Here is a 19320-nt window from a genome sequence, read left to right as displayed (position 1 = left end):
GGTCCCGCAGGGCCCGCACCGCCTCCTCCGTTCGTCCGACCGTGCCCTTGAGCGGGCCGGGGCGAGTGGATCACAATCCGCAGATGCCGACGCCCGCTCCCCCACTGCCGCCCCCGCCGTTCCGCAGCTGGATGCGGTACTTCTCGCCGACCGCCGGGCACCGCCGGCTCGGCCTGGTCTGTCTCGGTGTGGGCTTGCAGCAGGGGGTGCTGCCGGTGGTGGGGCCGCGGGTGCTGGACCATCACGTCGCGGTGATCGTCAGCCGCGGCGGCGGCTGGTTCAGCCATGGCGGGCGGCCGCCGCAGCCGGTGACCGCGCCCGCCCTGCTGTGGCTGGTGCCGGGGGTGGAGCACCATTACGCGCCGGACCCGGGCAGCGGCTGGGACGAGAGCTTCGTGGACTTCGCGGGCCGCAGCGTGGAGGCGTACACGGATCTCGGGTACATCACCCCGGACCGGCCGCTGGTGCCGCTCAGCGGGACGGCCGGGGTGCAGCACGTGGTGGACGGGATCGTACGGGCGGCCCGGCGGGGCGGGCCGCTGCTGGAGGTGGAGGCGGCGGCCGCCGTGCACGGGCTGCTGGTGGCGCTGCGCTACGCGCGGGCCGAGGTGTCCCGGTACGGGGACGCGGTGATGGACGCCCTGGCCCGGGACGCGCTGCTGCCGATACCGGTGGCCGAGCACGCGGCCCGGCTGGGCATACCGCTGCACGAGCTGCGGGGTGCGGTGCGGCGCAGTACCGGGGAGGGCGTCAAGGAGTACCTGCTGGGGATCCGGCTGACCCGGGCCAAGGAGCTGCTGGCCCGGACCGACCTGCCGGTGGCCGGGGTCGCCCGGCGGGTCGGCTACCCGGACGCGGCGTACTTCTCCCGGCTGTTCAGCCGCCGGGTGGGGGTGTCGCCGGTCCGGTTCCGGGAGCAGCAGAGTCCGCGGCCCGGCCTTCAGGGCCGGTAGCGGACGTTGAGTTCGGCCACCGAGGTCCAGGGGTTGCCGTTCACCTCGCCGGTGGCCCGCAGCCTGAGGTAGCGGGCGGGGCGCGGGGTGAAGGTGATGTCCTGCCGGGCGGTGCTGTCGGGGAGGGTGCCGGCGGCCGCGGCCGTCCAGGTGGTGCCGTCGGTCGAGGTGAGGACCTGGTAGGCGGCGATCCGTCCGTTGCTCTGGGTCTGGCGGGGGAGTTCGAGCAGAGCGGTCACCTTGTAGGAGGCGCCGAGGTCGAGGGTGATCTCGTGCGGCATGGGTGCGGTGGCGGCGTACCACTGGGTGTGCCAGAGGGTGGCGGGGTCGCCGTCGAGGACGTTGGCGGCCCGCCCGTCCTCCCCGGCCGTCTCCTCGCTGTCGACGGCCTTGACGCTCATCAGGTTCTGCGGGACGAGGAGTTCGCCTCCTCCGCCGCTGCCGAGGTCGTCCACGGTGAGGTCGTCGAGGATCAGGTCGGCCTCGTTGTGGGAGTTCTCCGGGCTCACCTTGCGTACGCCGATCCAGGCGTCGGTGCCGGCGGTGAAGGTGGTGGTGAACGTGGTGGGGGTGCGGGCCTGGCCGAGGGCGGTGGCGGTTTCGGTGCTGCCGGCTCCGGTGACGAACTGGTAGTCGCCGCTGAAGCCGGTCTCGTAGGCGAAGGTGACCCGGTACTGGCGGCCGGGGGTCAGCCGGAGGGTCTGCGGGAGGGTGCGGTAGACGAGGCCGGTGCGTTCCTCGTGGGATTTGAGGGAGTTCCGGCCGCTGATGACGTCGTCGACGAGTTTTCCGTTCCAGCCGGCCTGTGTGTAGGGGGCGTTGCGCTGGGCGATGTGGGTGCGCGGGTCGGTGGCGGCGCCGCCCGCGCCGCCGAAGGCGAAGGGTCCCCAGCCGGCGTCGGTGCTCTCGAAGTCCTCGGCGAAGTAGTGGCTGCCGGTGGGGGTGCGGGCGGAGCGACCCACTTGTACGTCGTCCAGGTACACGGTGCCGGAGCCGGTGGCCGCGGACAGCCGGAGGGTGGCGGTGGACTGGCCGGCCGGCACGTCGAAGAGCACCTTCATGCGCTGCATCCTGGTGCCGTTCTTCTCGCTGCCGCCCAGGGTGTTGGTGAGCGGGGAGGATTCGGCGTACACGGAGGCGGGGGTGCCGCCGGTCGGGGTCACGGTGAGGGTGGCGGCGCGTCCGGTGGGGGTGGACACCCAGACGGAGGCCGCGTACGTGCCGGGGGTCAGCCCGGTGAGCTGCTGGGACACGGTGGGGGCGGTGCCGGCGGCCATGGTCAGTTCGGCCTGGCCCTGGGCGTTGCGGGTGACGGCGGCGCCGGTCCCGGTGACGGTCCAGGCGTTGAGGTTGCCGGCGTAGAAGGAGGGGTCCTTGAGCGGGGTGCCCTCTCCCCATTTCGGGTCGGGCTGGGCGGGGGCGGCGCCGTCGGTGACCACGTAGGCGGTGCGGGCGGTGGCGTTGATGGTGATCTGGCCGCCCTGGCCGACGGGGAGGTCGCCGACGAGGACGCGGCCGGTGTCGGTGAGCCGGTAGAGCTTGGGGGCGGTCCAGCCGGCGGGCAGGGTCCAGGTGGTGGAGCCGCCCTTGTCGTTCCAGTGGTAGAGCTTGCCGGCGCGGGGCAGCAGGTAGCTGCCGCCGTCGAGGACGGTGCGCCCGGCGGTGCTGATTCGGCGGGTGTTGCCGCTGGCGGTGACGGTGGTGCCGTTGGCCAGGGTGACGGTGTCGGAGGTCCACTTCACGATCGGGGATTCCTGGAGGTACTTGGCCGGCAGGTTGGTGCCGAAGGTGGTGGCGAGGAAGGCGGTGAAGTCCCGCTTGCCCTGCCAGCCCTCGTAGGCGGTGATCTCTGCGCCGCCCAACAGGGGGTGGCGGACGATCCAGTCGTCCTTGGTGTGGTTGGCGATGAACCGGGCGATGGTGGAGTTGATGCCCTTGAGGTCGCTGCCGCCGTAGTCGACGTCGGCCGACCAGTGGTGCCAGAGGGACTGTTCGGTGAGGGTGTTGGGGAATTCGGTGGTGAGCTGGAGGCCGAGTCCGGCGATCTCGCGCTGGAGTTTGCGGGAGACGTATCCGTCGCCGTACCAGACGTCCACGTAGAGGAAGTCGAGGCCGGGGGCAGCGGTCTTGAGGTCCGCCAGGCGCCCCCGCCGCTCGCCGGACTGGCCGTCGCGGCGGGTGTCCACGTAGTAGGACTGGTCGAGCCAGTCCCAGCCCAGTCCGCCGGTGTGCCGGGCCGGGTCGAAGGTGGCGGAGACCGGGTATTCCTCGGTGGCGTTGACGTGGACGCCGAAGTCGGCGTTGTAGGCGTGCCCGGCGGTGGTGAGGGTGTTCAGGCCCGCTGCCCCGCCCAGTTTGGCGCCGATGTTCTTGTAGTCCATGTGCGCGGAGTCGTGCCCTTCGGAGGCGTAGCCCTTGAGCAGGACGAACTGCCCCAGCCCGTCGGTCGCCAGGTTCACCCGCTTCGTCTCGTCGAGGGTCTGGGCGAAGGGGTGGGTGGCCTGCGAGGCGAAGTTGAAGGGGATCCGCTGGACGACCCGGTCGGCGGTGTCCTGCCAGCCGGTGGGCGGGGTCCAGATGTCCCGGTGGGCGATGGCGGCGTCCTGCCAGTCGACGACGGCGTCGGCGTTGCGGTCGCCGGTGATCGCGACCCGGGTGTACGGCAGCGGCTCGGTGTCGGTGTCGGCGGCGCCCGCGGCCCGGTACAGCCAGGCCCCGCTCCACAGCCCGGCCCGCCGATAGGAGCCCTTGTCGGTGATCCGCTTGCTGATCCGGCCGTTCTCGCGGGCGGTGCCGCCGGACGGCTGGTCGTAGAGGGAGTTGGAGTCGACGGCCGCGGCCAGTTTCGAGGTGTTCAGCAGGCCGTGCATGACGGTGGTGGCGGCCGGGTCGGCGGGGGTGGAGCCGGTGAGGGCGGTGAAGGTGTCCCCGGTGCCGGTGGTGGCGGTGTGCATCTTCGCGGTGGCCAGGCCGGCGCCGGCCTGGCTGCTGCGGACGCTGACCAGGGTGTGGTCGGGGACGGCGAAGCTGCGGACCCGGAGGGCGGGCGTGTCCTCGATCGCGGTGACCTTGAACTCCACCACCGAACCGGCCACCGACAGCCGGGATCTGACGGTGACTCCGGAGAAGGCCATGGTGTAGTCGACCCCGGCCGGGCCGACGGCCGAGGTGACGGCCGGCGTGTACGAGGTCCCGTTGACAAGTACGGTGCTCAGCGGGTCCTCGTTGCCGTGGAGGACGTCGCCCGTGGCCCGCCGGGTGTAGCCGATGACCCGGGGGAAGTCGGCGTCCACGCTGACGGACAGCTCGGGCGAGGTGATGGTCACGGGCGTGGCCGCCCGGGCGGCCGGCACGGCCACGACCAGGGTTGCGGCCAGGCCGGCCAGGCCGGCCAGCGCGGCTGCGGCCGCGGCCGGCCAGAGGGGGGTTCGCATCGGGCCTCCGGAAGTCGGATCCGCTCACTGACCTGTCAGCTTGCGGACCCCGGGGCGGCAGGCCCATGGACAAAGCGGAGGACCGTCCTGGACTTCCGGGCCGGGCCCGGTCAGTCCGGCGCGGGGGTGATGACCACGGCCGTGCCGTAGGCGCACACCTCGGTGCCCACGTCGGCGGCTTCGGTCACGTCGAAGCGCATCATCAGCACGGCGTTCGCGCCGCGGGCCCGGGCCTGCTCGATGAGGCGCTCCATGGCCTGGTTGCGTGTCTCCACCAGCGTCTTGGTGAGCCCCTTGAGCTCGCCGCCGATCATCGACTTCAGGCCGGCGCCGATCTGGCTGCCCAGGTGCCGGGAGCGCACGGTGAGCCCGAAGACCTCGCCGATGACCTGCTGGACCCGGTAGCCGGGGACGTCGTTGGTCGTCACGACCAGCACGCCCGACTGCGTCCCGGGTCCGCCGCCGTAATCCTCGATTCCCATGGCCACCACCCTGGGGCCGATCGGCATACCGCGCAATACCGGGCGCGGGCCGGGCTTGTCCGGCGAGGCCTTCGACGACCCCGGTCCGGCGGCGGACGGTGCCGATGACGTCGGCGCGGGCGCCGGGGGGGATCATTCTGCACCGCCGGTTCCCTGATGGGATCCTGGGTCGGGGATGCCCCCTGTCCCCTTGGAAGAGCTCCGGAAAGAGGGAGGCGCCGATGGATCCGGTGGCTGCGTTGCGGCGGATCGCGTTTCTGCTGGAGCGGGCCCAGGCGCCCACGTACCGGGTGCAGGCTTTCCGGACGGCTGCCGCGCGGGTCGCGGAGATGGCCGAGGGGGAGGCGGCCGAGCGGGCCGCGGCCGGGACGCTGGAGGCGGTCAAGGGCATCGGTCCGAAGACCGCCGGGGTGATCTCGGAGGCGCTGGCGGGGAGCATCCCGGCGTACTTGCAGCGGCTGGAGGAGGAGGCGGACCAGCCGTTGACCACGGACGGCAGGGGCGAGTCCCTGCGGGCCGCGCTGCGCGGGGACTGCCATCTGCATTCGGACTGGTCGGACGGCGGCAGCCCGATCGAGGACATGGGGCTGGCGGCGGCCGGGCTGGGCCACTCGTGGGCGGCGCTGACCGATCATTCGCCGCGGCTGACGGTGGCCCGCGGGCTGTCACCGGAGCGGCTGCGGGAGCAGCTGGAAGTGGTGGCGGCCCTCAACGAGAGCTGGGCACCGTTCCGGCTGCTGACCGGCATCGAGTGCGACATCCTCGAGGACGGTTCGCTGGACCAGGAGCCTGAGCTGCTGGATCAGCTGGACGTGGTCGTGGTGTCGGTGCATTCGAAGCTGCGGATGGACAAGCGGGCGATGACCCGCCGCATGGTGGCGGCCGTCCGCGATCCGCACGCGAACGTTTTGGGGCACTGCACGGGCCGGCTGGTCACCGGCCGGGGCCGGCCCGAGTCGGAGTTCGACGCCGAGGAGGTCTTCGCGGCGTGCGCCGAATCGGGCACGGCGGTGGAGATCAACAGCCGCCCGGAACGCCTGGACCCGCCCCGGAGGCTGCTGCGGCAGGCCGTGGGGGCGGGTGTGCTGTTCGCCGTGGACACCGATGCGCATGCGCCGGGCCAGCTCAGCTGGCAGATCTACGGGTGTGCGCGCGCCGAGGAGTGCGGGGTGCCCGCGGAGCGGGTGGTGAACACCTGGCCGGTGGAGGAGTTCCTCGCCTGGACGGGCGCCGGGAGTGGCTCCGGAGGTGGCGCCGGCGGCGGCGCCCGTAACGGCGTCGGCGGTCAGGTGCGCAGCAGGCGGTCGAAGAAGGAGCGGTAGCGCTGCAGGGCGAGGCGCAGGTCCTCGGTGGCCGCCTGCCCGCCCTCCTGCCACTGGCTTTCGAGTTCCGTCTTGTGCTGGGCGAAGGTTCGGGCGAGGGTCTGCATCACTTCGGCGACGAGCCCGTCGGCCTCGCGTACGGCGCCCTGCGGGTCGTCGACGAAGCGGCCCTGGATCTCGCCCCAGGTGTTCCGGTACTCCCCGGCTTCCTGCTCGGGGAGCAGCGACCCGTCGTCTTCGGTGCCTTCCGTTTCGTCCGTGGTGCCGGCGGTGCCGGCAGTGCCGACGGTGTCTGCCGTCCCGGCGGTGTCTGCCGTGCCGGCGGTGTCTGCCGTGCCGGCGGTGTCAGCGGTGAGGCTCTCCCCGTAGGTCGCTTCGGACGCGTCGGTGGTGTCCGCCTCCTCTCGCATCTCCTCGCGGGAGTCCGCATCCGCATCCGCATCCGCGTCCGTTCCCCGCGGGGTGTCCTCGTCGGCGGTCGCCTCGCCCGGGTAGACCGGTGGTGTGCTGCCGATACCGGCCAACTGCTCGGTGGTCAGGCTCTCGTCCTCGTCCCGTCCCACTTCGCGTCCTTCATCGCGTCCTTCATCGCGTCCTTCATCGCGCTGCATCTCAGGTCACCTCGTCGTCCCGGCCAGTTCGTCGAAGAGCGCGCGGTAGTGCACCATGGCGCCGCGCAGTTCCTCCGTGGTCGCCTTCCCGTCGCTGCTCCGTATGTTGATCTCGTGCGCCGCCCGGTAGTGCTCCAGGGTCCGCCCGTGTTCCACGGACAGTTCGCGCAGCTGCTGCTCGTACCCTTCGGTCGGGTAGCCGCGGTCCCGCATCAGGCGGGTGACCAGGTCGTCCGCCTGTGCGACCGCGCTTTCGGGGCGGTCGACGAAGCGCTGCTGTACCGCGGTCCACGCGTCGGCGTAGCGGTGCCGCTCCTCCGCGGGGAGTTCCTTGATGTCAAGGTCGTCGTGCCGGATTTCTCGGTCCCGCAGTTCGGCGTCGGCGGCACGCTTGCTGCCTTCGCGTTCCACGGTCCGTTCGTATTCCGGCCCGAACCGCTCCTGGAGCCGGCGCCGCCGCTGGAACATCCACGCGGCGATGCCTGCGAGGATCAGGACGACGACGACCGGGATCAGGACGGCAAGAAGTGTGCTGGTGGACATTCCATCCTCCACGGGGCCGTCTCATCGATGACGTGTTCGATGTCTGCGCGCCTGCCCTGGTCCGAGCCGCTCAAACCGGTCAGGGGTCGGTGCGGACGTCGCTGTAGAGGCCGAGGTAGCGGTACGCGCCCGAGTCGACCCGGTAGAGGTGGGCCGAGGGCTCCTTGGTGAGTGAGTGGGTGTTCGCGTCGAAGGCGAGGGGTTTGGCCAGGCCCTGGTGGGCGGTGCGGAAGATCCGGCGGGACAGTCCCGCCCGGTCCCGCCCGTCGCCGGCCAGTGCGGTCAGGGCGGCGGCCTGGAGGCCGACCGCGTCGTGGGCCTCGGTGGCCCAGCGGGCCGGGGGCGCGCCGTAGGCGTCCCGGTGGGCGGAGACGAATTCGGCGGCCGCGGGCACGGAGAGGGGGTCGGTGAAGAGGGAGCCGATCACCCAGCCCTCGGCTGCCGGGCCGGCGGCGGTGAGGAAGCCGGGCTCCATGACGTACTGGATGCCGAGGCGCGGGCCCTTGAATCCCGCGTCGGCCAGCGCCCGGGCCAGGGCGGCGGCCCGCTCGGGCGAGGTGCCCGCGAAGACGACGGCTTCGGCGCCCGCGCCGGTCAGCGCCCGTACGGCGGGGCCGAAGTCGGATGAGGCGGCGGGAACCGGATGGATCGTCACCGCGCCGTTGGCGGGCGGGGTCTGCCGCAGGGTGCGGACGAGCTTCCAGGCGGCTTCGCCGCCGCCTTCGTCCTCCACGACGGCGGTACGACGGGAGCGGCGCACCACGGACAGGTAGTGGATCACCGGGAGGCCGAGCCGCTCCTCGGGCGGACGGGTGGCACACAGGGTGCGCCACTGCGCCTGGGAGGTGTCCGGGATGACCACGGATACGGGGAGCAGGGTGAGGTCGGCGGCGTCGCATGCGGCGGCGAGGGCCGGGACGGCGGCTTCCCAGGTGGGACCGACGATGCCGGTCACGGCCGGGTCGCCGGCCAGCTCCTTGGCCGCCTGACCGGCGCGGGTGGCGTCACCGGCATCGTCGGCGATCCGCAGGGCGAGACGGAAGACGGCGTCGGGCCGGGCGTTGTGCCGGGCCACGGCCAGCCGCATGCCGCGCTCGTGGGCCTGGCCGGTGGCCCGGCCGGGGCCGCTCAGGTCGGCCTGCAGGCCGAGGGTCAGGGTCGGCAGGTCGCGGGGCGGGGGTGCGCCACCGCCGGTCCTGCGGGTACCGAACCAGGCGGCCGGCCCGCCGATCGCCAGCAGGGCCCCGCCGGCCGCGAGAAGCCGCCGGCGGGTGACGGGCCGGGCAGCGGCGGCAGGCGGGTCGACCGGGGTGATCCGGGTGGGCTCCGGGGCGGGCAGCTCGAGCGCCCGGGTGGACCGCTCCGCAATGAGCCTCCGCAACGCAGGCGGCAACCACTCCGAAGCCCCACCCTCGGCCGCACCCCCTGCCCGGTCGGGCCCGGCAGCGGGGCCGTCCTCCCCGGCCGGGCACGCGGCGCCGTCAGCGGGGGCCGAGCCCACGCCGCCGTCGACTCCCGTCCGGGCGCGGCCGTCGGCGCAATCAAGTCCGGCGGCCGGACCCCCCTCCCCACCCGGGCGAGCGTCCCGGACGACGGCGTCCGCCGGGTGCCGACCCGCGTTCGGCTGCGGGGCCGCGTCCGTGCCGCCGATGCGGTCGGGTCCGGCGCCGGGGCGCTGCTCTACGCCCCCGCGCACGGGGCGCGCCCTGGTGGCCCTCGCCCCGTCCCCCGTACCGGTTTCCGTACGGGCCCGGCCGTCAGCAGCCGGGGCCTCGGGCCCGGATGCCGGGATCAGACCCGGGCGATCGGGCACCCGCCCCTGTCGGGTGGTCGTCTCCGCATGCGCCCGGTCCTCTGGAGGCCGGGGCTCGGCACCCTCCGTGCCCGAGTCGGCGGCCCCCGCAGTTGGGCATGGCTCCGCGCCTCCGCGCGCGGGGCCCGGTCGGGGGGTGCTCGCCCCGGCATTCGTACCGGGTTCCGTGCGGGCGCGGTCGTCAGCGGGCGGGGCGGCGGGCGCGGGGGCCGGGATCGGGGGTGCGCTCCTCTGCCCAGGCCCATGCCCAGCCCCATGCCCAGGCCCAGGCCCATGCCGGGTGAGTGTCTGCGCATTCGCGTCTGCCCCGGGTCCCGGTCGGGGCGCGGGGACGGGGCCGGGGCGTGGGGACTGCTCGGGCCCGGCCGGGGGTGCGTCCGTGGGGCCGGGCAAGGTGGCCGCGTCGGCGGGGCCGGCGGCTGGGTTGGTGTGCTTCGCGTCCGCGGGGTCGGTCCCGTCGGGCCGGACGCCGGTGGGGGCGTGGCCGGGGTCGGACCGGGTGGGCGGTGGGGCGGGGGTGAGAAGGGCGGCGAGTTGGGTGGGGGTGGGGCGGGAGGAAGGGGTCTTGGTCAGGCAGGCCGTGACGGCGGGGAGCAACTCGTCTGGCAGGCCGTCCAGTCCGGGGTCGTCGTGGATGGTGCGGAAGACCACCGCGGCCGGGTGGCCGGTGCCGAACGGGCCGTGGCCGGTCGCCGCGTACACCAGCACGCAGCCCAGCGAGAACACATCGCTCGCCGGGCCCGGTGCGGGCCCGCCCGCGCGGGCGAGTTCCGGGGCCAGGTATCCCGCGGTGCCGATGACCGCGTCCACCGCCGTCAGCGTGGTGGCCCCCGCCTCCCGGGCGATGCCGAAGTCGATGAGCCGCGGCCCGTCCAGGGCGAGCAGGATGTTGCCCGGTTTGACGTCCCGGTGCACCAGTCCGGCAGCGTGCACCTCGGCGAGGGCCTCGGCGAGCCGCGCGCCGAGGGTGCGTACGGTGCCCGCGGGCAGCGGTCCGTACGCGCCGACCGCCTCGGACAGCGCGGGGCCGGGTACGTACGGGGTGGCCAGCCAGGGTTCGTGGGCCTCGGGGTCGGCGGCGACCACGGGGACCACCCAGCGGCCGGTCAGCCGTCCGGCGGCTTCCGCCTCGCGGCGGAACCGGGCCCGGAACGCCGGGTCGGCGGCGTGGTCGGCGCGGATGACCTTGACGGCGAGCAGGGTGCCGGCCGGGGACCGGCCGAGGTAGACGGTGCCCATGCCGCCCGAGCCGAGCCGGCCGAGCAGCCGGTGCCCGCCGATCGTGGACGGATCGGCGGCGGTGAGGGGGCGCATCCTCGCGGTCCGCCGCTATCCCGCGGCCGGGTCGACCGGGCCGGCGTAGCGGATCCGGCCGCCCTCCACCCGGTGGGCGAAGAAGAGGTTGCCCTTGACCTGCTGGTATTCGTTGAAGACGTATTCCCTGGTCAGGCCGCGGAAGTTGCCCTGGGTGAGGGCGGTCAGCAGCTCGGCGCGGGTCGGCCGGCCGCCGCCGCCCGCGCTCGCGACCAGCCGGGCGATGACCAGGCGGGCCGCGTCGTAGGCCTCGGCCGTCCAGATGTCCGGGGCGGACCCGTACGCCGCCTGGTGCGCCCGGGCCACCTCGGCGACCTCGGGGGCGTCCGGTCCGGTGTACGGGGCGAAGAACTGCCAGCCCTCCGCGGCCGGTCCGGCCGCCTTGAGGAACTCCGGTCCGGCGATGGTGTAGTCCATGGCCCGCGGACCCTTGAACCCTGCCGCCACCAGCCGGGCCGCGGTCCTGGCCGCGCCTGCCGGGGAGCCGGTGTAGAAGAAGCCGTCGACGCCGTGGGCGAGGATGTCGTCGATCACCGGGTTCAGGTCCCGGGTACCGCGCGGGGCGACCCGGCCGTAGTGGGTGGCACCGGGGACGACCAAGTCAAGGGTGCGGCCCACCAGTTGGATGGCCTGCCAGCCGTCCGCGTCGCCGTCGCGGTCGCAGAGCAGCCCGAGCCGGCGCACCTTCTGGCGGCCGCCCAGCTGCAGGTTGACGCCGAGGGCCTGGGCCGAGGAAAGGGGGTTGCTCTGGAAGAAACTGCGCCGGTCCGTGGTGCTGTAGGTGGTGGCCAGGGCGGAGACGCTGAGCAGGGGCACGGCGGCCTCGCCGTAGAGTTCGAGGCAGGGGATGACGGACTCGTTGCCGGTGGGGCCGATCACCGCGAACAGGTCGTCCCGTCCGATGAGTTCGGCGGCGGCTTCCGCGGAGCGGTCGGCCCGGCCCCCGTCGTCGACGGTGGCCACGTCGAGCGTGAAGGGCTTGTCCGTCCGGGCGTTGAAGGCGGCCACGGCCAGCCGGACCCCGCGTTCCTGGGCGCGGCCGGCGGCTTGCTGCGGCCCGGAGAGGTCGGCGTGTACGCCGATCAGCCACGGGCGGGTGGCGGGTGCGGCGGCCGCCTTCGGCTTCTCGTCCTCGCGCAGCGTCAGCCAGGCCGCGAGCCCTCCGCCCGCGGCGAGCACGGCTCCGCCGGCGGCGAGGGCGAGGAACCGCCGCCGGGACGGGCCGGACCGGCCGCCGGAGGCGCCGTCGGCGGCCGGGTCGGCCACGGTCTCGTCGATGCCGGGGAGGGCGAGCAGGGCGGCGGCGCGCTCCGCGATGGTGGCGACGACCGCGTCGGGCAGCCAGTCGATCCCATCACCGGAGGCGCCCGTGCCGGCGTTGACCGCCCCGGAGGTCGCCCCGGGGTTGACCGCCCCTGAAGCGCCCCCGCCAAGGTTGTCCTTCCCGGAGGCGGCCCCGCCGGCGGCGGCCTCGCCAGGGTTGACTCCGGGGGTGGCCCAGCCGGGGTGGGCCTCCTCAGCGGCGCCCCCGCCGAGGCTGACCTCCCGGGAGCGGCCCCCGCCGACGGCCGCCTCACCGGGCGTGACCTCACCGGAGGCGCCCTTGCCCAGGGTGACTTCCCGGGAGGCACCGCCAGCGTTTACCTCCCCGGGGCGGGCCGCCTCAACGGGGGTGACCTCACCGTTGGCGCCCCCGTCAGGGGCGGCCTCCTCCGCAGCGCCCCGGCCGGGGTTGACCTCCCCGGCGGGGCCCGCGCCGGCGGCGGCCTCGCCAGGGTTGACTCGGGGGGCGGCCCAGCCGGGGTGGGCCTCCTCAGCGACGCCCCCGCCGAGGCTGACCTCCCCGGCGGGGCCCCCGCCGACGGGCGCCTCACCGGGCGTGACCTCACCGGTGGCGTCCACGCCAAGGTGGACCTCCGCGGAGCTGCCCCCGCCGGTGGCTGCCTCCCCGGGGGTGACCCCGCCGAGGGGGACCCCACCGGCGGCGCCCCTGCCCAAGGCGCCACCCGGGCTTCCCTCGCTCAGCGCCTCGTCCAGTTCGCGGGCCGCGGGCCGGATGTCGGGGTGTTTGGCCATGCACGTGCGCAGAAGTGCGGTGAGGCCGGGGTCGGCGAGGAGTTCCGGGCCGAATTCCGGTTCGTCGTGCACGGTGCGGTAGAGGACGGCGTCCGCGGAGCCGGTGCCGAAGGGGAGCAGGCCGGTGGCCGCGTAGGCGAGGAGGCAGCCCAGTGAGAAGACGTCGCCGGCGGGTTCGGCGGGGCTGCCGCCGGCCTGTTCGGGCGGGAGGAAGCCGGGGGTGCCGATGACGGCGTCGGTGGAGGTGAGTGCGGTGTGCTCGCCGCCGCGGGCGATCCCGAAGTCGATGAGCCGGGGCCGGTCCATGCCGAGGAGCACGTTCCCCGGTTTGACGTCCCGGTGCACCAGGCCCTGCTCGTGCATCACCGCCAGCGCCCTGGCCAGGGCTCTTCCGAGGATCCGTACGGCGTCCAGCGGAAGGGGCCCGTGGGCGGCGACGGCCTCGGCGAGGGAGGGGCCTGGGACGAAGGCGGTGGCCAGCCAGGGTTCGGCCGCGTCCGGGTCGGCGCCGGTGACCTTGACGGCCCAGGGGCTGTCCACCTGGGCGGCGATCTCGGCCTCGCGGCGGAACCGGGCGCGGAAGTCCGGCTCGTCCGCGTACTCGGCGCGGATCACCTTGACGGCGGCCAGCGCCCCGTCGTCGGTGCGGCCGAGGTAGACCACGCCCATGCCGCCCGCGCCGAGCCGGCCGAGGAGCCGGTGGCCGCCGATCCGGGAGGGGTCCGATGCGTGCAGCTGTTCCATCAGCCCGCCGCCTTTCCGAGCTCCTGCTTGGCCAGCAGCATCAGGTCGCTGGTGCCCTGGGCGACGTAGCGGGTCAGCTCTGCGGGCGTGTAGCCCGGGGCGCCCTTGACGGCCACGGCGATGGTGACCGGCCCGTACTGGCCCTGGGACCAGCTGTAGCTCTGGGGTGCGGCACCCCCGCTGACGTACTGGCCGGATTCGGTGAACGCGTCCTCGGTCCAGCCGACCAGCTGTTCGCCCTGGTAGAGGACGTTGCCGTACAGGCTCCGGAGCTCCTCGCCGTCCCGGAGCTTCTGGTTGGGGCAGCGCAGCACCTCCTCCATGGCCCGGGCGGTCTCCCAGCCGGATTCCGTGCGGTTGCGGTGGATGGTGACGGTGGCGTTGAGGCGGACCAGGCCGCGGTCGCCCTGGGCGGGGACGTGGAAGTACTGGGTGCGGGTGGCGAGGACGTCGGCGGGCAGGCCAGCGGTCTGCCAGACGCAGTTCTGGTCGAGGACCGGCCAGCGGTTCGGGGCGCTCTCGGCGGGGTTGCTGCGGGCGGCGGTCGGCCCGAAGGACGCCGGCCCGATCGCGATCCGGGCGAGCAGGGTGCGGCCCTCCGCCGCGTTTCCGGGCTGCTTCGCCTCGTCGAGCGGGGGCAGCAGCGGGGCCGCGGGCCGGGACGCGCCCGGGGAGGCCGTGCCTCCGGGGCCGCCCGGCGAGGCGGTGCCGCCGGGGCTGCCCGGGGATGCGCCGCCGCCCGGGCTCGCCGCACCGCTCGGGGTGCCGGAAGCGGAAGGCTTTTCGGTTCCGTCCGAGCAGCCGGCGAGCAGCAGCAAGGCCGCCAGCGCGCTGCCGCAGCCGCGCAGTGCAAGTCTGGGTAGTGCAGGTCTGTGCAGTGCGATGCTGCGCGGTGCAAAGCCGGGCAGCGCCGAGCCGTGCCCGCGTGATCCGTACGTCGTCACCGGTCCCCCCATCCCGCCACGGGCCGATCGTACGGTCAACACCGCTGTTCCGTACGCCGGTTGCGCGCGATGAGGGAGCGGAACCTCATCGGGGGCATTGATCCCGGGAGGGCGGGTAGCCGCCAGGCGCCGGTCAGGCGCGGCACGAGGAGAGCTGATGAGCTCGCTGACGATGGGGGTCGAGGAGGAGTTCCTGCTGGTCGACCGCAGAAGCAGGCTCCCGGTGGACCGCGGCCCCGCGGTCGTCGAGGCTGCCGCCGAGGAGCTGGGCGCGCTGGTGCAGACGGAGTTCTACACCTCCCAGGTGGAGGTGTGCACCACGCCCACGGACGACTGCGGGGAGCTCCGGGAGGAGCTGGCCCGGCTGCGCCGGACGGTCTCGTCGGCGGCCGCCGACGCGGGCTGCCGGCCGGTCGCCTCCGGCACGGCGGTGCTGCCGCCGGAGCGGCCGCTGACGGTGACCCCTTCCGCGCGCTACCGCCGGATGGCCCGGCGGTACTCCGCGCTCGTGGGCGGCTACGACGCCCTGGCCTGCGGCTGCCACGTGCACGTCGGCACCCTGGACCGGGCGCAGGCCCTCGGCCTGGCCAACCGCATGCGGCCCTGGCTGCCGGCGCTGCAGTCGCTGGCCGGGAACTCCCCCTTCGCGCGGGGCCGGGACACCGGGCAGGCCAGCCGCCGGCCGGCGGTGTTCGCCCGCTGGCCCACCGCGGGCCCGGCGCCCGTGGTGACGGAGGCCGGGTACGAGGCCGTGGTGGCCTCCCTCGTCGACCGGGGGATCCTGCTCGACCGGCGGATGGTGTACTGGTACGCCCGGCCGTCCGAGCACGTGCCGACCCTGGAGATCCGGGTCGCCGACACCAACGCCGACGTGGACACGGTGGTGCTGCTGGCCGCCCTGGTCCGGGGTCTGGCCGCGTCCCTGCTGCCCGAGGTCGTGGAGGAACTGCCGCTGCCCCGGCTGCCGGAGCGGCAGTTGCGGCAGGCGCACGCCCGCGCCGCCGCTTACGGGCTGGCGGGGCCGGGCCTCGACCCGGTCACCGGGGCGGAGGTGACCGGGGAGCGGCTGCTGGACATGCTGCTCGCCCGGGCCGCGCCCGGACTCGAGTCGGCCGGGGATCTGGCCCTGGTTGAGGAGCAGTTGGACCGGCTGCGCGCCGAGGGCGACGGGGCCGCCCGCCAGCGGGCCGTGCACGAGCGCCGGCGCGGGAACCTGCGGGCCGTGGTGGACGCGCTGGCCGCGGCCACCGCCCTGGAGCCGTGAAGCCGTGAAGCCGCAGCAACTGTAAGGCCGCAGCAACGACCGCACCCGCAGGGCTGCGTCGCGGCGGCCTCCCGATGGCTACGGCGCCCCCGCAGGTGCAGGACGCATGAGGGCGCCTCCCGCGGGTGCGGGACGCATGATCCGGGCTCTTCCGGGCAGCCGCCGGTTACCGGGCGCTCCTGCCGCCGAAGCGCAGGATCCGGAAAGGCCCGGCTCACAACGGAGGTGTCACCATGGTTCCGCTTCTGATCGTCCTCCTGCTCATTCTGCTCCTGTTCGGCGCGGGCTTCGCGGTGGAGGTGCTCTGGTACGTCGCCCTGGCCGTCCTGGTGTTGTGGCTGCTGGGCTTCCTGATGCGCAGTGGCGAGGGCCGTTGGTACCGGTGGTGACGCTCATCGGGGTAACACTCACCGGCGTGAGGCTCACCGGTCCTCGTTGCGGTCCGCGGGCCCGGCCTCGGTGTGGCGGCGGGCCCAGAGCGGGATCGCGAACCACCACAGGGCGAACCAGAGGGCCATCAGGGCCACGAGCCACAACGCGAGCGTGTTGTGCAGGACCACCCGCAGGATGAGCAGGAAGGTGGAGGCCATCGTGAGGTACAGCAGGACCAGTCCGACGATGGTCAGCCGTGAGGCCCAGGTCACCGTCTCCGGTTTGAGCCGCCGGCCGGCCACGAGGCGGTGGAAGGACACCGGCCCGACGAGCGCGCCGACGGTGGCGGCGCCGAGGACGACGGTGACCACGTAGATGGCCTTGTCGACCTCACCGAGCTCGGTGAACCGGGGCTGGAACACCACGGCCAGCAGGAAGCCGAAGAGGATCTGTACGCCGGTCTGGGCGACCCGCAGCTCCTGCAGGAGCTCGTTCCAGCGCCGGTCGGCCCGCTCCAGGCGGGTTTCGTCCCGCCCGCCGTCGCCGGTCTCCCTCCCCCGCTCCTGCTTCTCCGGCCCCGGTTCCCGTGCCGGTTCCGCCCGTTCCTGATGGTGGTCGTGGTCGTGATCCTGGTGATCGCGCATGCGGGGCGTGTGCCCAGCACCGCCCCGCTTACGCCTCTGTGCCTCCGGCCGTCACGCCTCCGCGGTCACGCCTCCGCCCGTGCGTCCCGTGGGTGCCCTCCGTGAACCAGGCGCGGCTGATGGACGATCCGGAAGCGGTGGACCTCCCTCGAGAGTTCCCGGCCCGCGCCGTCGGTGAAGACTCCCGTGACCTCGTACACCCCGCACACCGCCCGGCCCACCGGCAGCCGCTCGGCCGGCAGATGGACTTCGTACGGGCCGCCGGGCCGGAAGCTGCCCAGCGCGACCGGGCTGGAGGAGATGGTGAACCCCTCGCGCCGCCGGGTGTCCGTGAAGGTCAGTCCGTCGACGGCCTGGTGCAGGCGGAACGTCAGCGCCACCGTCATCACGGCACCCTCGTGAAGTTCGAAGGGGCCTGCTTCCCCGCCACCCGCCAGGGGGACGGAGACTCGTCCGAGATCATCCGACAGCAGCGCCACATCCACCAGCTCGAACACTTCTCCGTTCGGCATGGCCGCTTCACCTCCGGAATTCCTGCACCAGCGCGGCGCAGAAGGCCGGCAGGTCGTCCGGCTTGCGGCTGGTGATGAGCGTGCCGGGCGCGGCGTGGCAGACCTGGACCTTCTCGTCCACCCAGATGCCGCCGGCATTGCGGATGTCGGTGGCCAGGCTGGGCCAGGAGGTCAGGGTCCGGCCGCGCACCACGTCGGCCTCGACCAGGGTCCACGGCCCGTGGCAGATCGCGGCGACCGGCCGCGCCAGGCCGAAGAAGTGCCGGGCGAAGGCCACGGCCTTCTCGTCCGTGCGGAGGAAGTCGGGGTTGGCGAGGCCGCCCGGCAGCACCAGCGCGTCGAAGTCCTCGGCGGTGCTGCTCTCGACCACGTCGTCGACGGGGAAGGTGTCCCCCTTGTCCAGGTGGTGGAAGGCCTGGACCGTCCCGGGTCTGGTGGAGACCAGCCGGGGCTCCCAGCCCTCGCCGCGCACGGCCTGCCAGGGCCGCTCCAGCTCCACCTGCTCGACACCCGCGGGCGCCATCAGGAATGCCACCCTCATCTCGCTCACGTCCTCTCCGCGGCAGCCCCTCCTGCGCGGCTACCCGCCTGGGGCAGGGGCATGCCGGAGGGCCGCGGCGGGCGGGGCGGGCGCGGCGGGCCGGAGGGGCTCGTGGTGCAGGTGGTACACGGCGAAGGCGCGGCCGATCACCGGCATCGCGACGTTGCGGACCCGGATGCCGCCCGCGGTCATGCCGTGCTCGGTGCCCAGGTGGGCGTGTCCGTGGACGGCGAAGTCGGCGCCCGCCCCGTCCATGGCCTCGGCGAGCAGGTAGCTGCCGAGGAAGGGATAGATCTCCAGGGGTTCGCCGGAGAGGGTGTCCGGTACGGGTGCGAAGTGGGTGAGGGCGATCCGTACGTCGCACCCGTCCTCGGCGAGGCCGTCGAGCGCGCGGCGCAGCCCGTCGGCGGAGTCCCGGGTGGTCCGGATGAACGCCTTCATCTCGGGTTCGCCGAAGTCGCTGGCGCATCGGCCCGCGAAGCCGCCGCAGAAGCCCTTGGTGCCGGCCACGCCGACGGCGGTGCCGTCCACGTCGATGCGTGTTCCGCTGCCTTCGAGGACGGTGACGCCCGCCTCGGCGAGGACTCCGCTGACGGCGTCCTGCCGGTCGCTCTGGTAGTCGTGGTTGCCGAGTACGGCGATCACGGGCACCGGCAGTCCGGCCACCTCGCCCGCAACCACCCGGGCCTCCGCCTCGGTGCCGTGGCGGGTCAGGTCTCCGGCGAGGAGCAGCAGGTCGGCGTGGCGGTCCAGGGTTTCGAAGGCGGGCCGCAGCAGTCCCTCGCTGCCGGGCGCGAGATGGATGTCGCCGACCGCGGCGATGCGGGTCATGACACGTCCTCCGGCTGTTTGTCGGGTGGGCTGACCCCGCCGACCTGCAGGTCGTGCTGCCAGGGGAGGCCGGCGAGCTCCTCGGAGGCGATCCGCAGGATGATGTCGCGGCAGGCGGGGGTGGTGACGATGCCGGTGAGGAGGGCGGTTCCGCCGCGCGCTTCGATGCGTACGCCGAGTTCGAAGACCTCCTCGTGGGCGAGGCGGTCCCGCAGGTGCTCGATGCGGTACGTGAGGTGATCGGTGGTGGGGCGGCCGGTTCCGGTCATGGCGTCTGCTCCCTCGGTCCGATGACGTCGAGACGTTCGAGCAGGTAGAGGAAGGCGTCGGGGAGCGGCGAGCCGCGGTGGGCCCGGTCGAGCCGGGCCCAGTCGATGCGTTCGCGCAGTACGCGGGCCATGGGCAGCAGGTCGCCGAAGTCGCAGTAGTGCTCGGTGAGGGCGGCCAGTCGGCTGTTCATCAGGTCGGTGGGTGCCAGTACCGGCATGTACACCGAGTCCACGGACCGCACCTCGGCGCGGGCGAGCAGGTCGGTGTCGACCGGGCGGCGGGCCAGCTCGAAGATCAGGTCGATCTCCTCCCCGTCGTCCCGGCCTTTGACCAGCCAGTCCTCCGGGGGCTCGCGCATTTCGATACCGGCTGCTTCCAGGGCCGGGAGGATGGTTTCCGCGTCCGCACGGCGGATGCAGAAGTCCGTGTCGTGCTGGAACCGGGCGGGCACCCCGTGGGCGAAGGCGGCGACGCTTCCGGCGAGCGCGAAGGGCTTCCCGGACGCCTTCAGCAGGGCCGCGACCCGTTTGGTGGTTTCCAGGATGGCCTGGGTGTGATCGGGCGGCAGATCGCTGGCCGGCACCGCGGCCGCCGGGGAATTCCTCACCGCCTGCCTCCTCGTCCGGCCTGATGGGACCGCTGGCTCCTGC

General features: G+C 74.0%; 18 protein-coding genes and 2 pseudogenes. 5 read left to right on the top strand and 15 right to left on the bottom strand.

The genetic code is table 11. From position 1 onward, the window contains the following. Positions 1–83: 83 nt before the first annotated feature. On the top strand, positions 84–953 hold the full coding sequence (locus tag AB0447_RS01605) for an AraC family transcriptional regulator (protein WP_366474391.1): 870 nt from the start codon (positions 84–86) through the stop codon (positions 951–953). Here the strand turns inward: AB0447_RS01605 and AB0447_RS01600 are convergent. Continuing rightward, positions 941–4387 carry an endo-alpha-N-acetylgalactosaminidase family protein gene (locus AB0447_RS01600; RefSeq protein ID WP_366474390.1) on the bottom strand — a complete coding sequence of 1149 codons (3447 nt, stop codon included), beginning with the start codon at positions 4385–4387 and terminating at the stop codon, positions 941–943. The genes AB0447_RS01605 and AB0447_RS01600 overlap by 13 nt on opposite strands. A 110-nt stretch (positions 4388–4497) precedes the next feature. After that, a complete protein-coding gene (locus AB0447_RS01595; protein ID WP_366474389.1) occupies positions 4498–4869 on the bottom strand; it encodes a YbjQ family protein in 372 nt (123 codons plus the stop codon). Here AB0447_RS01595 and AB0447_RS01590 point away from each other — a divergent pair. Together AB0447_RS01590 and AB0447_RS01585 are read left to right on the top strand one after the other, a co-directional pair. Then, positions 4868–5026 carry a hypothetical protein gene (locus AB0447_RS01590; RefSeq protein WP_366474388.1) on the top strand — a complete coding sequence of 53 codons (159 nt, stop codon included), beginning with the start codon at positions 4868–4870 and terminating at the stop codon, positions 5024–5026. The genes AB0447_RS01595 and AB0447_RS01590 overlap by 2 nt on opposite strands. Positions 5027–5090: 64 nt before the next feature. Continuing rightward, entirely contained in the window at positions 5091–6191 is a 1101-nt protein-coding gene (locus AB0447_RS01585; RefSeq protein WP_366474386.1) for a PHP domain-containing protein, read from the top strand. Here the strand turns inward: AB0447_RS01585 and AB0447_RS01580 are convergent. From AB0447_RS01580 to AB0447_RS01550, 7 genes and pseudogenes are all read right to left on the bottom strand, one after another. After that, positions 6155–6754, bottom strand: a complete 600-nt coding sequence (locus AB0447_RS01580) for a hypothetical protein (RefSeq protein ID WP_366474385.1) — start codon at positions 6752–6754, stop codon at positions 6155–6157. The genes AB0447_RS01585 and AB0447_RS01580 overlap by 37 nt on opposite strands. A gap of 54 nt (positions 6755–6808) precedes the next feature. Continuing rightward, a complete protein-coding gene (locus tag AB0447_RS01575; protein WP_366474384.1) occupies positions 6809–7345 on the bottom strand; it encodes a hypothetical protein in 537 nt (178 codons plus the stop codon). A gap of 79 nt (positions 7346–7424) precedes the next feature. After that, positions 7425–9551: an ABC transporter substrate-binding protein gene (locus AB0447_RS01570; protein ID WP_366474665.1), complete on the bottom strand. Its 2127-nt coding sequence runs from the start codon at positions 9549–9551 to the stop codon at positions 7425–7427. Between the two features lie 135 nt (positions 9552–9686). Next, positions 9687–10472 (bottom strand): annotated as a pseudogene (locus AB0447_RS01565) (serine/threonine-protein kinase); the annotation flags it as partial. Positions 10473–10487: 15 nt separating this feature from the next. Continuing rightward, positions 10488–12374: a branched-chain amino acid ABC transporter substrate-binding protein gene (locus tag AB0447_RS01560; protein WP_366474664.1), complete on the bottom strand. Its 1887-nt coding sequence runs from the start codon at positions 12372–12374 to the stop codon at positions 10488–10490. Positions 12375–12470: 96 nt separating this feature from the next. Further along, positions 12471–13292: pseudogene (locus tag AB0447_RS01555) on the bottom strand (serine/threonine-protein kinase); the annotation flags it as partial. After that, positions 13292–14236 carry a hypothetical protein gene (locus tag AB0447_RS01550; RefSeq protein WP_366474383.1) on the bottom strand — a complete coding sequence of 315 codons (945 nt, stop codon included), beginning with the start codon at positions 14234–14236 and terminating at the stop codon, positions 13292–13294. The pseudogene AB0447_RS01555 and the gene AB0447_RS01550, both read right to left, overlap by 1 nt. Positions 14237–14393: 157 nt before the next feature. On the opposite strand from AB0447_RS01550, the gene AB0447_RS01545 reads away from it, so the two are divergent. Further along, the gene (locus AB0447_RS01545; RefSeq protein ID WP_366474381.1) at positions 14394–15500 is read left to right on the top strand and encodes a glutamate--cysteine ligase; all 1107 of its coding nucleotides are present in this window, start codon (positions 14394–14396) and stop codon (positions 15498–15500) included. 233 nt (positions 15501–15733) lie between these two features. Next, a complete protein-coding gene (locus AB0447_RS01540; protein WP_366474380.1) occupies positions 15734–15889 on the top strand; it encodes a hydrophobic protein in 156 nt (51 codons plus the stop codon). Positions 15890–15922: 33 nt separating this feature from the next. On the opposite strand, the gene AB0447_RS01535 is transcribed toward AB0447_RS01540, so the two are convergent. The 6 genes from AB0447_RS01535 to AB0447_RS01510 all read right to left on the bottom strand — a co-directional run bounded on the left by AB0447_RS01535 (position 15923) and on the right by AB0447_RS01510 (position 19277). Continuing rightward, positions 15923–16516 (bottom strand): DUF6328 family protein, encoded by a 594-nt coding sequence (locus AB0447_RS01535; protein ID WP_366474379.1) that lies wholly within the window; start codon positions 16514–16516, stop codon positions 15923–15925. 65 nt (positions 16517–16581) lie between these two features. After that, positions 16582–17028, bottom strand: a complete 447-nt coding sequence (locus AB0447_RS01530; protein ID WP_366474378.1) for a hypothetical protein — start codon at positions 17026–17028, stop codon at positions 16582–16584. 7 nt (positions 17029–17035) lie between these two features. After that, positions 17036–17569: a type 1 glutamine amidotransferase domain-containing protein gene (locus AB0447_RS01525; protein WP_366474663.1), complete on the bottom strand. Its 534-nt coding sequence runs from the start codon at positions 17567–17569 to the stop codon at positions 17036–17038. Positions 17570–17608: 39 nt separating this feature from the next. Continuing rightward, on the bottom strand, positions 17609–18400 hold the full coding sequence (locus AB0447_RS01520) for a metallophosphoesterase family protein (RefSeq protein ID WP_366474377.1): 792 nt from the start codon (positions 18398–18400) through the stop codon (positions 17609–17611). Further along, positions 18397–18669: a hypothetical protein gene (locus AB0447_RS01515; protein ID WP_366474376.1), complete on the bottom strand. Its 273-nt coding sequence runs from the start codon at positions 18667–18669 to the stop codon at positions 18397–18399. Before AB0447_RS01515 ends, AB0447_RS01520 begins: the two co-directional genes overlap by 4 nt. Continuing rightward, entirely contained in the window at positions 18666–19277 is a 612-nt protein-coding gene (locus AB0447_RS01510) for a nucleotidyltransferase family protein (protein ID WP_366474374.1), read from the bottom strand. The genes AB0447_RS01515 and AB0447_RS01510 overlap by 4 nt, the downstream gene beginning before the upstream one ends. Positions 19278–19320 lie beyond the last annotated feature (43 nt).

This window comes from Streptomyces sp. NPDC051211 (assembly GCF_040689505.1).
Lineage (GTDB): Bacteria > Actinomycetota > Actinomycetes > Streptomycetales > Streptomycetaceae > Streptomyces.
The sequence above is the reverse complement of the archived record's forward strand: the minus strand, read 5'-3'. Positions and strand labels throughout refer to the sequence as shown.

Bases quoted from the DNA above. Each gene is read 5' to 3' on its own strand.
- AB0447_RS01525 (WP_366474663.1), bottom strand. From the start codon at position 17,569: ATGAGGGTGGCATTCCTGATGGCGCCCGCGGGTGTCGAGCAGGTGGAG.
- AB0447_RS01595 (WP_366474389.1), bottom strand. From the start codon at position 4,869: ATGGGAATCGAGGATTACGGCGGCGGACCCGGGACGCAGTCGGGCGTG.
- AB0447_RS01605 (WP_366474391.1), top strand. From the start codon at position 84: ATGCCGACGCCCGCTCCCCCACTGCCGCCCCCGCCGTTCCGCAGCTGG.
- AB0447_RS01545 (WP_366474381.1), top strand. From the start codon at position 14,394: ATGAGCTCGCTGACGATGGGGGTCGAGGAGGAGTTCCTGCTGGTCGAC.
- AB0447_RS01575 (WP_366474384.1), bottom strand. From the start codon at position 7,345: ATGTCCACCAGCACACTTCTTGCCGTCCTGATCCCGGTCGTCGTCGTC.
- AB0447_RS01535 (WP_366474379.1), bottom strand. From the start codon at position 16,516: ATGCGCGATCACCAGGATCACGACCACGACCACCATCAGGAACGGGCG.
- AB0447_RS01540 (WP_366474380.1), top strand. From the start codon at position 15,734: ATGGTTCCGCTTCTGATCGTCCTCCTGCTCATTCTGCTCCTGTTCGGC.
- AB0447_RS01585 (WP_366474386.1), top strand. From the start codon at position 5,091: ATGGATCCGGTGGCTGCGTTGCGGCGGATCGCGTTTCTGCTGGAGCGG.
- AB0447_RS01530 (WP_366474378.1), bottom strand. From the start codon at position 17,028: ATGCCGAACGGAGAAGTGTTCGAGCTGGTGGATGTGGCGCTGCTGTCG.
- AB0447_RS01520 (WP_366474377.1), bottom strand. From the start codon at position 18,400: ATGACCCGCATCGCCGCGGTCGGCGACATCCATCTCGCGCCCGGCAGC.
- AB0447_RS01600 (WP_366474390.1), bottom strand. From the start codon at position 4,387: ATGCGAACCCCCCTCTGGCCGGCCGCGGCCGCAGCCGCGCTGGCCGGC.
- AB0447_RS01515 (WP_366474376.1), bottom strand. From the start codon at position 18,669: ATGACCGGAACCGGCCGCCCCACCACCGATCACCTCACGTACCGCATC.
- AB0447_RS01590 (WP_366474388.1), top strand. From the start codon at position 4,868: ATGGCCACCACCCTGGGGCCGATCGGCATACCGCGCAATACCGGGCGC.